General features: G+C 31.4%; 18 protein-coding genes and 1 pseudogene. 15 read left to right on the forward strand and 4 right to left on the reverse strand.

The features are described 5' to 3' along the window. Positions 1-6: 6 nt before the first annotated feature. A complete protein-coding gene (locus tag CLOPA_RS03090) occupies positions 7-2,469 on the reverse strand; it encodes a DsrE/DsrF/DrsH-like family protein (protein WP_015614018.1) in 2,463 nt (820 codons plus the stop codon). A gap of 48 nt (positions 2,470-2,517) precedes the next feature. Next, positions 2,518-2,796, reverse strand: coding sequence for an ArsR/SmtB family transcription factor (locus tag CLOPA_RS03095; RefSeq protein ID WP_015614019.1), 279 nt, complete (start codon positions 2,794-2,796; stop codon positions 2,518-2,520). A gap of 216 nt (positions 2,797-3,012) precedes the next feature. Here CLOPA_RS03095 and CLOPA_RS24750 point away from each other — a divergent pair. After that, positions 3,013-3,132: pseudogene (locus tag CLOPA_RS24750) on the forward strand (polar amino acid ABC transporter ATP-binding protein); the annotation flags it as partial. 225 nt (positions 3,133-3,357) lie between these two features. Here CLOPA_RS24750 and CLOPA_RS03100 read toward each other — a convergent pair. Further along, on the reverse strand, positions 3,358-4,359 hold the full coding sequence (locus CLOPA_RS03100) for a polysaccharide deacetylase family protein (RefSeq protein WP_015614020.1): 1,002 nt from the start codon (positions 4,357-4,359) through the stop codon (positions 3,358-3,360). Positions 4,360-4,946: 587 nt separating this feature from the next. On the opposite strand from CLOPA_RS03100, the gene CLOPA_RS03105 reads away from it, so the two are divergent. After that, a complete protein-coding gene (locus CLOPA_RS03105; RefSeq protein ID WP_015614021.1) occupies positions 4,947-6,254 on the forward strand; it encodes an Nramp family divalent metal transporter in 1,308 nt (435 codons plus the stop codon). A 170-nt stretch (positions 6,255-6,424) separates the two neighbouring features. Here CLOPA_RS03105 and CLOPA_RS03110 read toward each other — a convergent pair whose 3' ends face one another. Beyond that, positions 6,425-7,072, reverse strand: coding sequence for a flavodoxin family protein (locus CLOPA_RS03110; RefSeq protein WP_015614022.1), 648 nt, complete (start codon positions 7,070-7,072; stop codon positions 6,425-6,427). A 278-nt stretch (positions 7,073-7,350) separates the two neighbouring features. On the opposite strand from CLOPA_RS03110, the gene CLOPA_RS03115 reads away from it, so the two are divergent. The 13 genes from CLOPA_RS03115 to CLOPA_RS03170 all read left to right on the forward strand — a co-directional run bounded on the left by CLOPA_RS03115 (position 7,351) and on the right by CLOPA_RS03170 (position 16,730). Beyond that, positions 7,351-7,899, forward strand: coding sequence for a GNAT family N-acetyltransferase (locus tag CLOPA_RS03115; RefSeq protein ID WP_015614023.1), 549 nt, complete (start codon positions 7,351-7,353; stop codon positions 7,897-7,899). Between the two features lie 8 nt (positions 7,900-7,907). Beyond that, positions 7,908-8,096 (forward strand): hypothetical protein, encoded by a 189-nt coding sequence (locus CLOPA_RS03120; RefSeq protein ID WP_015614024.1) that lies wholly within the window; start codon positions 7,908-7,910, stop codon positions 8,094-8,096. 38 nt (positions 8,097-8,134) lie between these two features. After that, positions 8,135-8,545: a nuclear transport factor 2 family protein gene (locus tag CLOPA_RS03125; protein WP_015614025.1), complete on the forward strand. Its 411-nt coding sequence runs from the start codon at positions 8,135-8,137 to the stop codon at positions 8,543-8,545. 44 nt (positions 8,546-8,589) lie between these two features. Further along, entirely contained in the window at positions 8,590-9,315 is a 726-nt protein-coding gene (gene nagB, locus CLOPA_RS03130; protein WP_015614026.1) for a glucosamine-6-phosphate deaminase, read from the forward strand. Positions 9,316-9,356: 41 nt separating this feature from the next. After that, on the forward strand, positions 9,357-10,004 hold the full coding sequence (locus tag CLOPA_RS03135; protein WP_015614027.1) for a LysE family translocator: 648 nt from the start codon (positions 9,357-9,359) through the stop codon (positions 10,002-10,004). Positions 10,005-10,365: 361 nt separating this feature from the next. Then, on the forward strand, positions 10,366-11,421 hold the full coding sequence (locus CLOPA_RS03140) for an aldolase catalytic domain-containing protein (protein ID WP_242834257.1): 1,056 nt from the start codon (positions 10,366-10,368) through the stop codon (positions 11,419-11,421). 103 nt (positions 11,422-11,524) lie between these two features. Next, the gene (locus CLOPA_RS03145; protein ID WP_015614029.1) at positions 11,525-12,499 is read left to right on the forward strand and encodes an ABC transporter ATP-binding protein; all 975 of its coding nucleotides are present in this window, start codon (positions 11,525-11,527) and stop codon (positions 12,497-12,499) included. Continuing rightward, positions 12,496-13,299, forward strand: coding sequence for an ABC transporter permease (locus CLOPA_RS03150; protein ID WP_015614030.1), 804 nt, complete (start codon positions 12,496-12,498; stop codon positions 13,297-13,299). The genes CLOPA_RS03145 and CLOPA_RS03150 overlap by 4 nt, the downstream gene beginning before the upstream one ends. Positions 13,300-13,303: 4 nt before the next feature. Next, positions 13,304-14,086: an ABC transporter permease gene (locus CLOPA_RS03155; protein WP_015614031.1), complete on the forward strand. Its 783-nt coding sequence runs from the start codon at positions 13,304-13,306 to the stop codon at positions 14,084-14,086. Positions 14,087-14,127: 41 nt separating this feature from the next. Continuing rightward, positions 14,128-15,123 carry a phosphotransferase gene (locus tag CLOPA_RS03160; RefSeq protein ID WP_015614032.1) on the forward strand — a complete coding sequence of 332 codons (996 nt, stop codon included), beginning with the start codon at positions 14,128-14,130 and terminating at the stop codon, positions 15,121-15,123. A gap of 218 nt (positions 15,124-15,341) precedes the next feature. Then, positions 15,342-15,764: a class I SAM-dependent methyltransferase gene (locus CLOPA_RS23535; protein WP_051115597.1), complete on the forward strand. Its 423-nt coding sequence runs from the start codon at positions 15,342-15,344 to the stop codon at positions 15,762-15,764. Positions 15,765-15,875: 111 nt separating this feature from the next. Then, a complete protein-coding gene (locus CLOPA_RS23540) occupies positions 15,876-16,133 on the forward strand; it encodes a hypothetical protein (protein ID WP_155241858.1) in 258 nt (85 codons plus the stop codon). A gap of 90 nt (positions 16,134-16,223) precedes the next feature. Next, positions 16,224-16,730 (forward strand): GNAT family N-acetyltransferase, encoded by a 507-nt coding sequence (locus CLOPA_RS03170; protein ID WP_015614033.1) that lies wholly within the window; start codon positions 16,224-16,226, stop codon positions 16,728-16,730. Positions 16,731-16,827: the final 97 nt, after the last annotated feature.

Below are 16,827 nucleotides of genomic sequence, written 5' to 3' on the forward strand. Positions count from 1 at the left end.
TTAGAACTATATAAACAGATTTACATTTGAAGTTTCAGCTTCTCCTAGATAGTAGCCTACACCACCTATCTTAATACCATCAATAAGCTCATCCTTTTGTATTCCCATAACATCCATGGACATTTGGCAGGCAACTATTTCAACACCACTAGCCATAGCAGCTTTCATCAAATCCTCAAGAGAAGATATATTTTTATTCTTCATCACACCGCGTATCATCTTAGCACCCATACCCAGCATATTCATATTTGACAGCTTTAATCTTTTACTGCCTCTTGGCATCATTATTCCAAACATCTTTTCTATAAAACCTTTTTTAACGGGTACTTTTTCATTTTTTCTTAAGACATTAAGTCCCCAGAAGGTGAAAAACATGGTAACCTTTTTACCCATGCTGGCTGCTCCATTAGCTATTATAAAGGAAGCTATAGCTTTGTCTAAATCTCCGCTGAATACTACCATGGTTTTATTGGTATTAGCAGGAGAGGTGGATACATCAGAAACTACCTTATCTGAGGTTTCACTAGTTTTTTTGATTAAAGCAGTAATATTTGCATTATCTTTATTTAAATTTATAAGGTCGTTATTAGTAGTACAGCACCAAGATTTTATATCTTCATAAAAGCCTGGATCTGAAGCAGTAACCTTTAGAGTTTCTCCATCCTTTAACTCATCCATACACTTTTTTACTTCCATTAAAGGCCCTGGACAGCACAAGCCGCAAGCATCTAAGCTTTTGTTATAGCCAGGTTTACCTTCAGTCGCTGCTACTTCTTTCATTGGTTCAGAATTTAATTCATCTTCATTAAAGTTAGGTTCCTTTGGTTTATAATTAAGTAGGGATACAGTCTTATATCCTCCGGTTAAATTTTTAACTTTGAAATCCTTTTGTTTAAGCATTCTTTCAGCTACATAGCCTCTAAGACCTACCTGACAATAGACAATGATTTCCTTATTCTTATCCAATTCGCTTATTCTTTCTCTTAAATTATCTACAGGAATGTTTATGGCTCCTTCCATATGACCACTATCAAATTCAATTTCAGAACGTACATCAACTAATGTAGAATTTGACATGTCATAATCCATTAATTCTACAGGAGTTATAACATCACTTTTTCCAGTGAGCACATTTTCAGCAGTAAAACCTGCCATATTAACAGGATCTTTTGCGGAGGAAAATGGTGGTGCATAGTTTAGTTCAAGCTCTGTTAAATCATATATTGTACCATTAAGTCTCATAACTGAAGCAATAACGTCTATTCTTTTATCAACACCATCATATCCCATAGCCTGAGCACCAAGTATGGTTCCTTTTTCATTGAAAATAAGTTTTATTGAAATAGGGGATGCACCAGGATAATAAGATGCATGTGAAACTGGATGAACATAGATAACCTTATAAGGTATATCTAATCTTTTTAAAGTTCTTTCGTTGTTTCCAGTACTTGCAGCAGTTAATCCACAGATTTTAATGACAGCAGTACCTTGAGCTCCATTAAAGCTTTTGTTTAGACCGGATATATTATCTGCAGCAATTCTTCCTTGTTTATTTGCTGGACCTGCAAGAGGTATGGCTGTACTTTGCCCATTTACAAAATCTTTTATCTCTACAGCATCACCTACGGCATATATATTATCTATATTTGTCTTCATATTTTCATCAACTAATATATGGCCTCTTTTCCCCAGGTTAATTCCACTTTCTTTTACAAAATTTGTATCAGGAACAACACCAATAGCTAAAATTACTAGGTCTGCAGTGAGTTTTGTATCACTTGCTAATAGAATTTCCATGTTGTTTCCAGTATCACTAAAACTTTTAACACCATCTCCTAATATTAAATTAACTTCATTACTCTCAAGCTCTTTCTCAGCAATAACTGCCATATCAGCATCAAAGGGAGCTAATATATGAGGTGCTGCTTCTACTAAAGTTACATTTATTCCTCTCTGTATTAAGTTTTCAGCCATTTCAACTCCAATGAAGCCCCCACCTATAACGACAGTGCTTTTTATATTATTATTGTCTACAAAGGACTTTATTTTATCTGTATCCGGAATATTTCTGAGGGTCATAATCTTTTCGCTATTTATACCCTCTATATTTGGTTTCATTGGTTTTGCACCAGGAGAAAGTACTAAATAATCATAGCTTTCTTCATAAATGCCCTTGTCTTTACTTTTTACCTTTACAAATTTTTTATCTGTATCAATAGTTATTACTTCACTATTAGTTTTTACATCTATATTAAATCTTTTAACCATATTTTCAGGAGTTTGAACAATAAGTTTTTTTCTATCTTTAATGGCCTCACCTATATAGTAAGGTAATCCACAATTGGCAAAGGATATATATTCACCTTTTTCAAACATTATTATTTTTGCATTTTCATCTAGTCGTCTAAGTCTGGCAGCTGCTGATGCACCCCCAGCAACACCACCTACAATTAAAATTTTCTTTTCCATAATATAAGCACCTCCAGAATTCTTTAATTTGGTTTTCTGCGGATTTTATTACTCAAATAGTGTGTTTACTAAATTAATTACCTTTTCGTCACAAACAGTATAATTGATTTCTAAACCATTTCTCTTTCCCTCTATAATTCCTGCAGTTTTAAGCTTTTGTAGATGTTGAGAAACTGTAGACTGAGGAATTCCAAGACAATCCTGCATATGGCTTACATTACAGCCGCCATTTTCTATTAATCCTTTTACTATGCAAAGTCTTATAGGATGGGCTAAAACTTTTAGCATTTCTGCTGTTTCATTGAAATCATTAGAATTTGTATTCATTGAATCACACATCCTTTAAAATATATTACAATATCTATATATTCAAATGATACGATATAGTTACAGCTTAGTCAAGAAGTATTTTTATAAAATATAAGAGTGATAGTAAAAGTTAATTACAAATATAGAAGGTTGAATTTTACTGCAATACCATAATAATAGGGTAATTTGTTACTGTTGGAAAATACAATTCATAACGTAAATATATGAATGGGACAAAGGGTTGCCATTGCTAGAGCGCTTTGTATGCAGCCTGACATAATGCTTTTCGATGAACTAACTTCTGCTCTAGATCCTGAACTGGTAGGAGAAGTTTTACGAGTTAAAATAAGTCTTATAGGTGTGTGGTGTGGTGAATTGTAGATATACTCGAATAAATAATTAGAAAAACACCTTGGTGGCTTTAAAGTTCGTTAAGTGACTTTTACTGCTTGAGCATAGCGAGTTTAAAAGTCATAGAACTTTAAATTAAGCCAAGGCTAGTTTTTCTTTATGAAATGAGGGATATCCTAAAACCATACCACACGTCTGGTTTTAAGACTTATTTTTAAACAATATATTTTAAAGTCCTTTGAAGGTATAGCCTTTTGACTTCAATATCTGTATGATTTGCGGTAATGCCTTTGGTGTAGTTTTTTTAGCTGGAGCATCATGCATTAATATTATAAGCTTGTCCTGATTGCCAAAAGTTTGATTAAACCTTAGTAATAGTCTGTCAACGGAAGCTAGAGAAACCTCAGCATCCCCATTTAAGCAGTTCCAATCCACATAGCGATATCCAGCAGCCTCTGCGGCTTGTTTATAGGCCTGTCTATTAAAAGAGCCTCCAGGAAATCTTATAAGACTTCTATCGTAATCTCCAACTATAGAGGTTATCACATTATCACATTTCTTTAAATCATTAATGAAGTTATCTGTGGAAGCATATATATAATTGTAATTATGAGAATAAGTATGATTGCCTATAGAATGTCCTTCTGCCTTTTCACGTCTTAGCAGATCGGGATTTTTTTCAGCATAGCTTCCAATTACGAAGAAAGTAGCGTGTACATTCTCTTCTTTTAAAATATCTAATATTTCAGGAGTAACAGTAGTGCTTGGACCGTCGTCAAAGGTCAAGTATGCTACTTTATTTTTAGGAGGTTCTACATTGTTTGGCGGTGGAGGCGATCCTCCATTTTCTCCACTGGGTGGCATAGTATTATTTGGCGGTGATGGTTCGGAATTTCCACTATTATTTGATGACGGTGTACTGTTTACAGCATTATTCTTATCTGAAGAAGATGTATTATCAATAGAATTAGAACTTACATTTTTAATATTATCTGTATTTTTTTCATTATTTTTAGCTTGATCATTTGTAGTATTATTTTGTATTTTGTTCTTATCAGTAGAAATTGGTTGTACTTTAAAATTATTTTCAGCTTCTGAACTGGCTTTTGCTCTTTGAGTAAATTTAATTCCAACTCCAACAAACAATATACAGACAATAAACATGCCGACTATAATAATAAATTTGTTCCTTTTACGGTATTTTCCCTTATTTAATCTATTTTTTCTCAAATTATGACACCCCCAAGGATATTATATAATATGGAATAGTATTCAACAATTAAAAATAGTGTAAAATTTAAAATAAATTTTTTATAAAAGTTACAATTATTGTTATTGTAAAGTTATAGGCAATATATATAATGATTGCTTTGGTAATTGCTACATCTTCATTATCCATATATTGTTTTAAGTGCAGTTGAAGAACTATCAAGTTCATCTTGAGGCATTTTGTTATTTGTAGAAAGTAATGAAGAAAAGGGTCGTTTCTAATGCATAATAATGCATTTTGGGACAGCCCTTTTTTAGTTTTCCATAATATTAACTATTTGTAACACTGATTGTCATAAATTCATATTTTATATAAGGCGATATTAGTTAAGCCTAAAAATATTAACCATGGTTAATTTAGGCATATGAAAATAAATAACAAGTCAAAGATGATGAGGATATTTTGTATCAGAAATGATGTAGGTTCCTAAGATAGTTTATGATATCAAAAGGTTTTTAAGGGCAGCATAATGCAAAATAGACTGATATAATGACTAATTATTTCTTTACGATGCCGCAAATATAAATGTGAAGGAATGGTGTTTTAAATGCAGGAGGGAAAAGATATTCAAGGGGAAGCCTTGGAATTAAATAAAGTAGGTTTTTTTAAGACTAAAGATAGAGAAAAATCAAAGGAATTAAATAAAGTAAAACAATTAATTAAATTTCTCGGTCCAGCCTTTGTAGTCAGTGTAGCTTATGTGGATCCTGGAAATTTTGCTACCAATATCAGTGGTGGGTCATATTTTGGATATGAGCTCATATGGGTAATATTATGGAGCAATATTATTGCAATTTTTCTTCAGACTATGTCTGCAAAACTGGGAATAGCAACAGGCTGCAATCTTCCTGAGATGTGTGCTAGGGTTTTCCCAAGAAAACTTAATTGGTTTTTCTGGATTATTTCAGAGATAGGGGCTATGGCTACAGACTTGGCGGAATTTCTTGGAGCTGCTCTAGGGCTTTACTTACTTTTTAGAATACCTATGGTTTACGCAGGACTTCTCACAGGAGTGATAACATATATTATTTGCTATATGGAAAAGTATGGACAAAAGACTATTGAAATTATAATTTCAGTTTTAGTTGCAGTAATATCAGTGGCTTATATTATAGAATTGTTTCTTGCAAAGCCGGATTGGGCTCAAATAGGCATGCACACTGCAGTGCCAATGCTCTCTAATAGAGATGCGCTGTTAATAGCAGTGGGTATGTTGGGAGCTACGGTAATGCCTCATGTAATATATCTACATTCTCATTTAGTCCTGGAAAGAAGAAAAAATATTTCTGATGAAGAAAAGTTAAATCATTTTAAAATGGAAAAAGTAGATATAAATATAGCTATGAATATAGCTTTTATTATAAATGCAGCAATGGTTATAGTATCAGCAGCAGTATTCTTTAAGAATGGAATAAGAGTTGATACTATAGAACAGGCTCATCAGTCTATGCAGCCCTTAGTTGGATACTTATCAAGTGGAGTCTTTGGCATAGCACTCCTTGCGTCTGGCTTATCCTCTTCGGCAGTAGGAACTATAGCTGGTCAAACAATCATGAAGGGCTTCGTAAATATGAGCATACCTATAAATATAAGAAGACTTATAACTATGGCACCGGCGCTTTTAATAATAGCTTTTGGAATAAACCCTATGAAAGTGCTCGTATTAAGCCAGGTGGCATTAAGCTTCATACTTCCATTTCCAATGATTCAAATGCTCTATATTGCAAATCGTAAAGATTTAATGGGGAATTTAGTAAACAGAAAACTAACTAAGGCTATAGGTGCCATAATAGCAACTATGGTAATAATACTAAATGCAGTATTAATTTATCTAAGTTTTACTGGGGCGGCTTAGAAATATAATTTATTTTTGTATTGATGGATTATATAGCATAATAGAGTATAAACTCCATGATTGTAAGCCGTGAATTAAAAGATTTTGAAGCTAAATTACCAATGCTGCCAGATTATTTTTGGCAGCATTGGTAATTTAGGCTTATTGTTTGAAATTTTCTTATAAGATATTTATTTAGCAGTAGCAAAGTTAACTCCAAGTTCAAAGGCTTTTTCACAATCTATTGGAAATTGCTCCTGACGTCTTTGTGCCTTTTTTTCTGGATCAAAGGCTGAAGATACATATTTTGAATAGTCGTCAAATTGGTATGCATCTGTAAGTATTAACGATTCAAAGTTTCCAAAAATATGTTCTAGAAACGTTTTATTGATATTAAAGTAACTATCATATCCTGAATTTAATAGACGCTGTTCATCTATTCCCATAGTATATATGAAAGCTGTATTTATTTTCTTTTTAAAAAGAGAGGAATAATCAGCATCATACACTAAATATGGAAAGATAAGACGCTCAAGAAATGACTTCATCTCACCAGTAATGCTTCCAAGGTAAATAGGTGAACCTAAAATAATTCCATCCGCTTCTTCAATTTTATCTAAGATTGGAGTTAAGTCGTCTTTTAAAGCACACTTTCCATAGCTTTTGCTTCCTATTTTTTTACAGGCAAAGCAGCTTGCACATCCTTTATAGTTTAAATCATAGAGATTTATAAGTTCTGTTTCTGCACCCTTTGATGCTGCACCTTCAAGTGCTTTTTCTAAAAGAGTTGCTGTATTCCAGCTCTTTCTTGGACTCCCGTTAAAGGCTATTATTTTCATAAGCTAATACCTCCAAATTTTTATTAATGGGATAGTTACAATTGTATATCATTATTATAATTAAAAGAAGTAGGCACTTTATTGATAGATACTAACCATAAAGTAAGTTAGATATAATGAGTTTAATAGATTATTATTTTATTGATAATTAATAGGCTGTACTATAATATTTATGTATAAGCTAAGAATTAGAATGAAGAGGCTTAAAATTGTTAATAATTATATTTTAATAGTCATAAATTTTGAATAATTTTTATAAAGAATGTGGGGAACTCATCATGTCACTTAATCATACAGGAACACAAGCTATAGAGACAAAAAGACTTATTCTCCGTAAATTTGAGGTTGAAGATACTCCAAGTGTATTTAAAAATTGGATAAGTGATCCTATAGTTCAGGAGAATTACGGAGAAAAAGAATGTAGTACTATTTTAGAAGCGCAGCAATTACTGAAAAAATGGACAGCCATGTATAACAATAATGATTTTTATAGATGGGCAATAATTTTAAAAGATATTAATGAAAGTATTGGTCAGATTGCATTTTATCAGGTAGATAGTAAAAATAAGAGAGCAGATGTGGAATACTGCATTGGAAAATCCTTTTGGGGTAATGAGTATGCAGCTGAAGCTTTAAGGGCTGTTATTGAATATGCATTCAGGGGTGTTTATTTTAATAGAGTGCAGGCATTTCACAGAAGTAAAAATCCAGCATCAGGCAGAGTATTACAAAAAGCAGAAATGAAATATGAAGGAACTTTGAAACAATATCTAGTTCATAAAGGCGAATTTGATGACTGTATTATGTATGCAACTATACGGGATTAGTATATAATATGAAGGCTCAAAAAGTATCTGACTTATTAACATATGTAGAAAATAGAGACATTTCCATATTAACTCTATTGAAAGATTCTGATTATGAACAGGGATTAGAAAAGATGAAATATGAGGTAAATAATAATCCACAGGCTGCAGTAATTTGTGATTTTGCGGAACTGTTTTGTGTTGCAGAAAAACTATAATCTATTCTGCAATTAAGCAAATAAAGGGGGATAAAAGTATGATACATACAAATCTAAATATTATTGATAAATTTTTTGATGCATATAGTAGGAGGGATACTAATGTTATTAAACAAGTATTATCTGAAAACATAAAATGGACATTTCCAGGTAGTAACTCTTTAAGTGGAACAAAATCAGGTATTGAAGAAGTTGTTTCATTTTTTGATAAGATGGGAAGTTTTATGCTAAAGTCCAATGTAGAAGTTAAAAAGTTGGTAATGGGAGTAAATGATGACTATGTATTAGAAGGTCAGCATATTAAGACTAATAGAAAAGACAGCATTAATCTTGACCAAGATATGTGTGTACTTTGGATATTTTCACATGGAAAGATAATAGAAGGTAAGCACTTCATTGTAGATCAATGTAAAGTGGATGATTTTTTTAATAGTGCGTATAAAGCATAATTAATAAAATTATTAAGAACAGCAAAAATAGGAAGGTGATATTGATGAAAATAATAAAGGCAGATAATTATGAACATATGAGTAAGATGGCTGCCAGGACTATGGCAAGTCAAATAGCATTGAAGAATAACAGTGTAATTGGATTAGCTACAGGGGATACACCACTTGGGATGTATAGAGAGCTTATTAAAATATATGAGGATGAAGAATTGGATTTTTCAAATATAAAGACCTTTAATTTAGATGAATATTATGGCCTTAATATAGATAATGAAAATAGTTATTATTTCTATATGATGAATAATTTTTTTAAACATATAAATATGAGAAAGGAAAATATAAATATTCCTAATGGCATGACTGAAAACATTGAAGCAGAATGTTTTAGTTATGACAAGAAAATTAAAGCTTCAGGTGGAATTGATATTCAAGTATTAGGTATAGGTGTCAATGGGCACATAGGTTTTAATGAACCAAATACAAGTTTTGAAGTTGGAACTCATCTTGTTGAATTAGAAAAAGAAACTATAAAATCAAATTCAAGATTTTTTAATTCACCGGAGGAAGTTCCAACTAAGGCAATAAGCATGGGAATAAAGACAATAATGCAGTCTAGAGCCATAATGTTACTTGCCAGTGGAGAAAAAAAGGCAGCTGCAATTGAGAAAGCCGTAAAAGGTAAAATATCCACTGCTGTGCCAGCTTCAATATTGCAGCTGCATAATAATGTAACTCTCATCGTAGATAAAGCGGCAGGGGAATTTATATAAAAAGAGGAGAAATAACAATTATAAGTAAGGAGAAAATCATTATGGACATAATTAATTTAAAAGATGCCAAAATGCTTTTCAAGGGTTTCAAATTCGGCATGCTGCTACAATTTGCAATAGGGCCTGTTTGTATTTTTTTATTTCAAATGGCATCCTTAAAAGGATTTTACATAGCAGAAACAGGAGTATTTGGTGCTGCTTTAATTGATGGGCTTTTTATTATTCTTGCCATTCTTGGTATAGCTTCAATAATTGATAAAAAGAACATTAAAATTGGTTTAAAAATATTTGGTGCTGCCATTTTATTCATTTTTGGATTAAGTACAGTTTTAAGTCAATTTAATATTTCTTTTTTACCTGGCTTAGGCACACAGAATATATCTAATTCAAATAATGTCTTTATCCGCACAGTTATTCTTACAATTTCAAGTCCTCTCACAATAATTTTTTGGACAGGTGTATTTTCAACTAAAGTAGCAGAAGAAAATATGAGAAGAAAAGATATTTACTTATTTGGATTTGGTGCAGTATTACCTACAATATTATTTTTAACTATAATTATTTTCATAGGAAGTTTCGCCAAAGAATTTCTCTCAGCTGAGGTAATAAAAATATTCAATATAATCGTAGGATGTTTGCTGATATATTTTGGTATTAAGATGATTCTAAAAAAAGAAACCTTAACTTGATGTTCTAAAGTGAACTCGTTTCAGCAAGCTGAAACATCGGTAAATCAGGTGGGGAGTCTACCCCACCTGATTGGAAAATCCCACCTTCGCTTCGCTTAGAGGTGGAGGGCTGAACCTTTCAGTCAGGAAAAGATCAATTGTATATGTAAATTTCCATATAAGACCATTTAACACACAATTAACATATAATATCTTGTAACAGATGTTACAATCTTATATACTTTATTTAGTGTGAGAATAGTCAGAAAACAATAATTATTATATTGAATTTCTAGCTATGATTGTTACTAATTTATTAATTTAAATGAGAAAAAATTAGTGACAACAAATATAACTTATAAACACTAAATAAATTATAGAGGTGATTCTATTGGCAAACATAAATGTTTTGGATTGCACGCTTAGAGACGGTGGGTATGTAAATAATTGGAATTTTTCAAATGAAATATCTATAAAGCTTATTAATTCTTTGAGAAAGTCTAAAATTGAATATATAGAGCTTGGATATATCAATAAGAAAAATGGTAAATGTAAAAATACAACTATGTTTAATAATATTGAATGTATCAATAACATAATAACTGATAATGATGCTAAATATGTTATTATGCTGGATTTAGGTGATTTTGATATAGACGATATTGAATACAATTCCAATATTTTTGGTATAAGATTAACCTTTAGTAAAGAGCATTGGAAGACAGCTGCTGAAGATGCGAAAAAGATAATTGCAAAAGGGTTTAAAGTTTTTCTACAGCCAATGTTGACTTTATGTTATACAGATAAGGAATTGCTAGAATTAATAAATGTATTTAATGAAATTGATATTTATGCATTCTATATAGTAGATACATTTGGAGCTATGCAAAGCGATGATGTTTTGAGATTTGCTTCATTGATAGATGATAATCTAAGAAGTGACGTGAAATTAGGATTCCATGCACATAACAATCTTCAACTTGCTTATTCTAACGCAATAGCATTAGTAAAAATGTCCAGTAACAGAGAATTGATAATTGACTCTTCAGTTTATGGAATGGGAAGGGCAGCAGGAAATTTAAATACAGAATTGTTTGCTGATTATCTAATAAAAAATTTTAATAAGGAATATGAAATAGAGCCTTTATTAGATATAATAGATAATTTCCTAAGTATGATTTATAAAGAAAATTACTGGGGATATTCTGTGCCTCATTATATTTCAGGAATTTATAATTGCCATCCTTATTATTCAAGCTATCTGGCTGATAAAAAAGAACTTTCAGCAAAAGATATTGAAAATATAGTTAAAAATATATCTGAAACAAAAAAGTATGAATTTGATAAAAATTATATAGAAAAACTATATGTTAAGCATAATTCAAATAAAGCCATAATTTATAATTATGAATTCTTAAAAAGACATATTTCAGGGTAAAAATATTAGTTAATTAGTTACAATATGTAATTAAATCAATAAAATATATTTGAGTATACAAAATATTACCAGCGCTGCTGCATTAAATTGGGAGGAAGCAAAAGTGATTGAATTGAAAGATATATCTAAATCCTTTAGAGTTTCTAAACGAAATGCAGGGTTAGGTAAGGCTGTTAGAGCGCTTTTTAAACGTGATTATGAATTTGTTCGAGCTCTTGATAATGTATCATTTACAATTAAAGAAGGTGAAATGGTAGGTTATATAGGTCCCAATGGCGCAGGGAAAAGCACTACAATTAAAATTATGAGCGGTATTCTAAATCCAGATAGAGGAGAATGTTATATTAATGGTAAAATTCCCTGGAAGGATAGAATAAATCATGTAAAAGAAATCGGGGTTGTTTTCGGACAGCGATCACAGCTTTGGTGGGATGTGCCTGTAGATGATTCCTTTGCTATTATAAAGGATATATATAATATATCGGATAGTAAATTTAAAAGCAATATGAAGATGCTTACGGATTTGCTGGATATTGAAGATATTATAAAAATTCCTACAAGGCAACTTAGCCTAGGACAGCGTATGCGTTGTGAGATAGCGGCTTCACTTTTACATAGTCCAAAGATACTATTTTTAGACGAACCTACTATAGGCCTTGATGCCGTATCTAAAATAGCTGTAAGGAATTTTATTAAAAATATTAATATCCAAAATAAGACCACAGTTATACTTACTACCCACGATACTCAGGATATAGAAGCACTGACAAAACGAATTATTCTCATTGGCAAGGGAAAAGTTCTGCTTGATGGAAATCTTAATGATTTAAAACAAAAATTTAACCAAAGCAGAACAATCACTTTGGATTATGAAGGTGATATAAATGAATTATGCAATGGATTGTCCTTTGTGGAAAAATATTCGGAACGTGCAGTTATTTCTATTGATACAAATGTAATATCAATTTCATCAGCAGTAACATTTCTCTCTAACCAAGTTGAGCTTAAAGATTTTAGCGTAGATTCTGTAACAGTAGATGATGTAGTAGTAGGACTTTATAAGGAATATGAAATATGAAGACATATTTATCCTTTTTTAAAATCAGATTTATAAGTGGTCTTCAATATAGAGCTGCTGCCTTTGCTGGAATAGTCACCCAGTTCGCCTGGGGTTTTATGTATATAATGCTCTACCATACCTTTTATGAAAGTAATCCTTATAAGGCACCAATGGAGTTCTCACAGCTTTCAAATTATATCTGGCTTCAACAAGCATTTTTAGCACTTTTTATGACATGGTTTTTGGATAACGATATCTTCAGTCTTATAACAAGTGGGAATGTTGCATATGAGCTATGTAGGCCACTGGACATATACAATACCTGGTTCATAAAAAATTGTGCTATAAGGCTTTCCAAAACTGGTTTAAGATGTTTCCCATTGATTACAATTGCATTACTTTTACCGGAACCATATAAATTTACCTTGCCAAGCTCTGGCATAGCTGCTTTATTATTTATGATTGCAATGTTTTTGGCCTTTATAGTGGTTATTTCCTATTGTATGCTGGTTTATATATTCACCTTTTACACAATATCCCCTATGGGAGTTAGAATTGCCCTTGTAATGACTGCAGATTTCCTTTCTGGTGGTCTTGTTCCACTGCCATTTTTACCACAATGGTTTACTAAGTATATTTATCTTTCCCCTTTTGCGGCAATGCAAAACGTTCCCTTCAGAATTTATAGCGGTCAGCTTCCTGTAAAGGAAGCACTTATTGCCATGGTATTACAAGTATTTTGGGCAATATTACTTATTTTTATTGGCAAATTTGTAATGTCTAAAGCATTGACGCGTGTAACAATACAAGGAGGATAAATTTATGAAGTTGTATCTAAAATATTTTTCAATTCAATTAAGGTCAGTGATGCAATATAAAACTTCATTTTTTCTTACCTCTATTGGTCAGGGCTTAACAACCTTTTTTGCATTTTTAAGCATGTATTTTCTATTTATAAGATTTGGAAGTATAAGGGGTTACACTTTTAATCAAGTATTACTGTGCTTCAGTACAATTTTCATGTCCTTTGCATTAGCAGAATGCTTTGGAAGAGGTTTTGATGCTTTTTCAGGAATGATATCTAATGGTGAATTTGATCGAATTATGGTAAGACCTCAAAATGAAATATTGCAGGTTATAGGTTCACGCATTGAGCTTACGAGAATCGGGCGACTTATCCAAGCTTTTATTGTATTCATATATTCTATAAATGCCTGTCAGGTTGTCTGGAGTATTGATAAAATATTTACACTTACCTTGATGATTATAGGTGGAGTTTGCTTGTTTTTTGGATTGTTTATGATATATGCAGCAATATGTTTTTTTACTATTGAGAGTCTTGAATTTATGAACATATTTACTGATGGTGGTAGAGAATTAGCGCAATATCCCTTAGACATATATAAGGATTGGGTGCTGAAATTTTTTACATTTGTTGTTCCACTTGCTTATATTAACTATTATCCATTTTTATTTATTATAGGTAAGAATAAAGGCTATGATATTTTTTATATGTTTTCACCTATAATTGCAATTTTATTTTTAGTTCCTAGCTATATTTTATGGAGATTTGGAGTTAGGCATTATAAATCAACAGGTTCATAATTAATAATAACTGATAATTAAAAGGTGGGTTAATAAACTAAATGGAGAGAATTATAAATGCTTTATATAAAGCATATGGTTTACAAATAACAAAAGTTAAAAATATTGAGTATGGATTGTGGGAAGAAAGTTTTGAGGTTTGGACATTAACAGAAAAATTCTTTGCAAAAAGATTTTGGAAAAAAGATAGAATAGAAACACGACATGATGAGATGCTTCGTGGGCTATTGTTAAGTCAAGAACTTCGTGCAAATGGATTCCCTGTACCGGAATTAATATTTACAAAAAATAAAATGCCCCTAGCACATATTGATGGCGAAACTTATGAAGTTACCGAGTGGGTAGAGGGTAATACCTTCCATCCTGGAGAATTACCTAAAGAAGGCGCTTATTCAATGGGATGTTTACTGGGGAAATTTCATTCTTTTTTTCAAGTTGATAAACAATATAAATATTTAGAACTTCCAAGTCCTTTAGCTGCCATTCAAAAATGTAAGAAGCTATTATGTCAATATGAACATTTTTCAGGTAAATTTGCGGATAATGCAAAACAGGTACTTTCAGAGCAGATAGAAATACTTGAATTATTACCACGTGATTTTTTACAAGGAATGATTACTATGTCAAGGGTTGGCCTTACATTTAATTCATTTTGGGTGGAACAGATTATTTTTAATGACAAATTTGAAGTTAATGCCCTTATTGATTGGACCGATGGTGCAGGACGAATAGGCTGTTGGGCTGGAGATATTGATACTGCATTGCATATATCTGCATTTGATAAAGACGCAATAGTACAATTCTGCAGGGGGTATCAAAATTTTAATTACCTGACAAAGGAAGAATGGGAATCTGTATTTAATTTAACTTGTTATAAGCACCTTTGTGATACCTGGATTTTTGATTCATGGGTAAAAAAATATAATAGACGAATGGAACATTGGGAAAATATTACTATTAAATGGAGTATTCAAGTGCCAATTAGGTTTTATCAATGGAGAGAAATAAAAGAATTAGTATTACAATTTGCAAATTAATTTTAGAAAATTATTTATCACAGCTGGTTTTACATTAAAGAGATTTGATGAACATCGTGGTTGGAAAAATGAAAATATTCCATGGTAATTTACTACCGTATCCATTAAATAGCTAAAGCTGATTAATATAATTAGTTATTGCAGTGATAGACAAATTTTTTTAAGTGTCATGGTAGTAACATTATACGAATTATTAAGGAAGCGGAGGGACAAAGTTAATGAGCAATCAAAGTGAAACAAATAAAAAAGCATGGTCATATAAAGCCTATGAATTTTGGATGAATGGATTGGGCTCACCCAGTGATATTGCTAAAGATATGATAAAACAACCTGAAAAATATCTACGAAGACATCTTGAATATCTTGGTGATGTGAAAGGAAAGAGAATTGCTAATTTGCTTGGTTCTTGTGGTAAAAAGGCAGTTCCATTATCAATACTTGGTGCTGATGTCACTATTATAGATATTTCTGAAGATAATAAAAAATATGCAATGGAAGTTGCTAAAGAAGCAGGTGTAGACTTAACATATATCGTATCAGACTTTTTAGAATTAAACATTGATGAAATGTGTAATTACTTCGACATTGTTTACATGGAAGGCGGAATACTGCATTATTTTTCAGACATAAATGAGTTTTGAAAAAAGATATATGCTCTATTAAAACTAGGGAGCAAATTGGTTTTAAATGATTTTCATCCTATCAGAAAAATATTTAAAGTACGCGATATTTTCGATGTTCGTGATGACACCTTGGAACTTACAGGTAATTACTTTGAAAATACATTACAAATTGGTGAGGTAGCACATGAAAAGTATTTTCAAAAGAATGAACAGAACGAGTTTCCAAAGTGCCTTTTAAGATATTGGACTATGGGTGAAATTATTAGTTCTTTTGCTTCAGCCGGGTTTATTATTGATAAACTTGTTGAAAGACCAAGATTTGATTCCAATAAAAATATTCCAGGTGAGTTTACATTGGTTGCTTCAAAACTGAAAATTGAAAGATGAAAGTTATTTAATTCGTAATCTTTTTATACCGTTTGTTAGTTATGAAAAATAACTATAAAATATTGGGAAATAGTGAATGGAGGTTATTTTATGTATAAAATCCGTTATGCTGATATTAATGACGCAAAAATATTAGGAGAGATTCATTCAAAATCGTGGAAAGTAGCATATAAAAGCATAGTACCTGATGAAATATTAAATAACATTACTCCTGATAAAAGACAAAAATACTTTGAAAAAGCATTGGCGGAAGGATGGGAAGAAGATGCAATAATATTTAAAGATGAAAAAGCACTTGGATTAATATGTATAGGGAAATGTAGAGATGAAGATAAGAAAGATTCGTATGGTGAAATATGGGGTATATATTTGCTACCAGAGTATTGGAATTTAGGAATAGGTTCTGAATTAATGAGTTGGGGTTTGAATGAATTAAAAAAGAGAAATTATAAAAAAATTTTCTTGTGGGTTCTCGAAGGAAATTTAAATGCAAGGAGATTTTATGAGAAAATTGGATTTCAACATGATGGAACAGTAAAGGAAATTACCATTGGCAAAACATTAAATGAATATCGCTATGTAAAATGGATTCCGTAATTTTCTTATTTAGCATCACAAACGTAATATAAGGCGAAATTACTTTAACCAAATAGAAGGTCTGTTTATAAAATGGCTGAATTACTAGACATATCTC

It is taken from the genome of Clostridium pasteurianum BC1 (assembly GCF_000389635.1).
Taxonomy (GTDB): domain Bacteria; phylum Bacillota; class Clostridia; order Clostridiales; family Clostridiaceae; genus Clostridium_I; species Clostridium_I pasteurianum_A.

Excerpts from the sequence above, each read along its gene's own strand:
- CLOPA_RS03090 (WP_015614018.1), bottom strand. The coding sequence starts at position 2,469 with ATGGAAAAGAAAATTTTAATTGTAGGTGGTGTTGCTGGGGGTGCATCA.
- CLOPA_RS03095 (WP_015614019.1), bottom strand. The coding sequence starts at position 2,796 with ATGAATACAAATTCTAATGATTTCAATGAAACAGCAGAAATGCTAAAA.
- CLOPA_RS03105 (WP_015614021.1), top strand. The coding sequence starts at position 4,947 with ATGCAGGAGGGAAAAGATATTCAAGGGGAAGCCTTGGAATTAAATAAA.
- CLOPA_RS03110 (WP_015614022.1), bottom strand. The coding sequence starts at position 7,072 with ATGAAAATAATAGCCTTTAACGGGAGTCCAAGAAAGAGCTGGAATACA.
- CLOPA_RS03115 (WP_015614023.1), top strand. The coding sequence starts at position 7,351 with ATGTCACTTAATCATACAGGAACACAAGCTATAGAGACAAAAAGACTT.
- CLOPA_RS03120 (WP_015614024.1), top strand. The coding sequence starts at position 7,908 with ATGAAGGCTCAAAAAGTATCTGACTTATTAACATATGTAGAAAATAGA.
- CLOPA_RS03125 (WP_015614025.1), top strand. The coding sequence starts at position 8,135 with ATGATACATACAAATCTAAATATTATTGATAAATTTTTTGATGCATAT.
- nagB (WP_015614026.1), top strand. The coding sequence starts at position 8,590 with ATGAAAATAATAAAGGCAGATAATTATGAACATATGAGTAAGATGGCT.
- CLOPA_RS03135 (WP_015614027.1), top strand. The coding sequence starts at position 9,357 with ATGGACATAATTAATTTAAAAGATGCCAAAATGCTTTTCAAGGGTTTC.
- CLOPA_RS03150 (WP_015614030.1), top strand. The coding sequence starts at position 12,496 with ATGAAGACATATTTATCCTTTTTTAAAATCAGATTTATAAGTGGTCTT.
- CLOPA_RS03155 (WP_015614031.1), top strand. The coding sequence starts at position 13,304 with ATGAAGTTGTATCTAAAATATTTTTCAATTCAATTAAGGTCAGTGATG.
- CLOPA_RS03160 (WP_015614032.1), top strand. The coding sequence starts at position 14,128 with ATGGAGAGAATTATAAATGCTTTATATAAAGCATATGGTTTACAAATA.
- CLOPA_RS23535 (WP_051115597.1), top strand. The coding sequence starts at position 15,342 with ATGAGCAATCAAAGTGAAACAAATAAAAAAGCATGGTCATATAAAGCC.
- CLOPA_RS03170 (WP_015614033.1), top strand. The coding sequence starts at position 16,224 with ATGTATAAAATCCGTTATGCTGATATTAATGACGCAAAAATATTAGGA.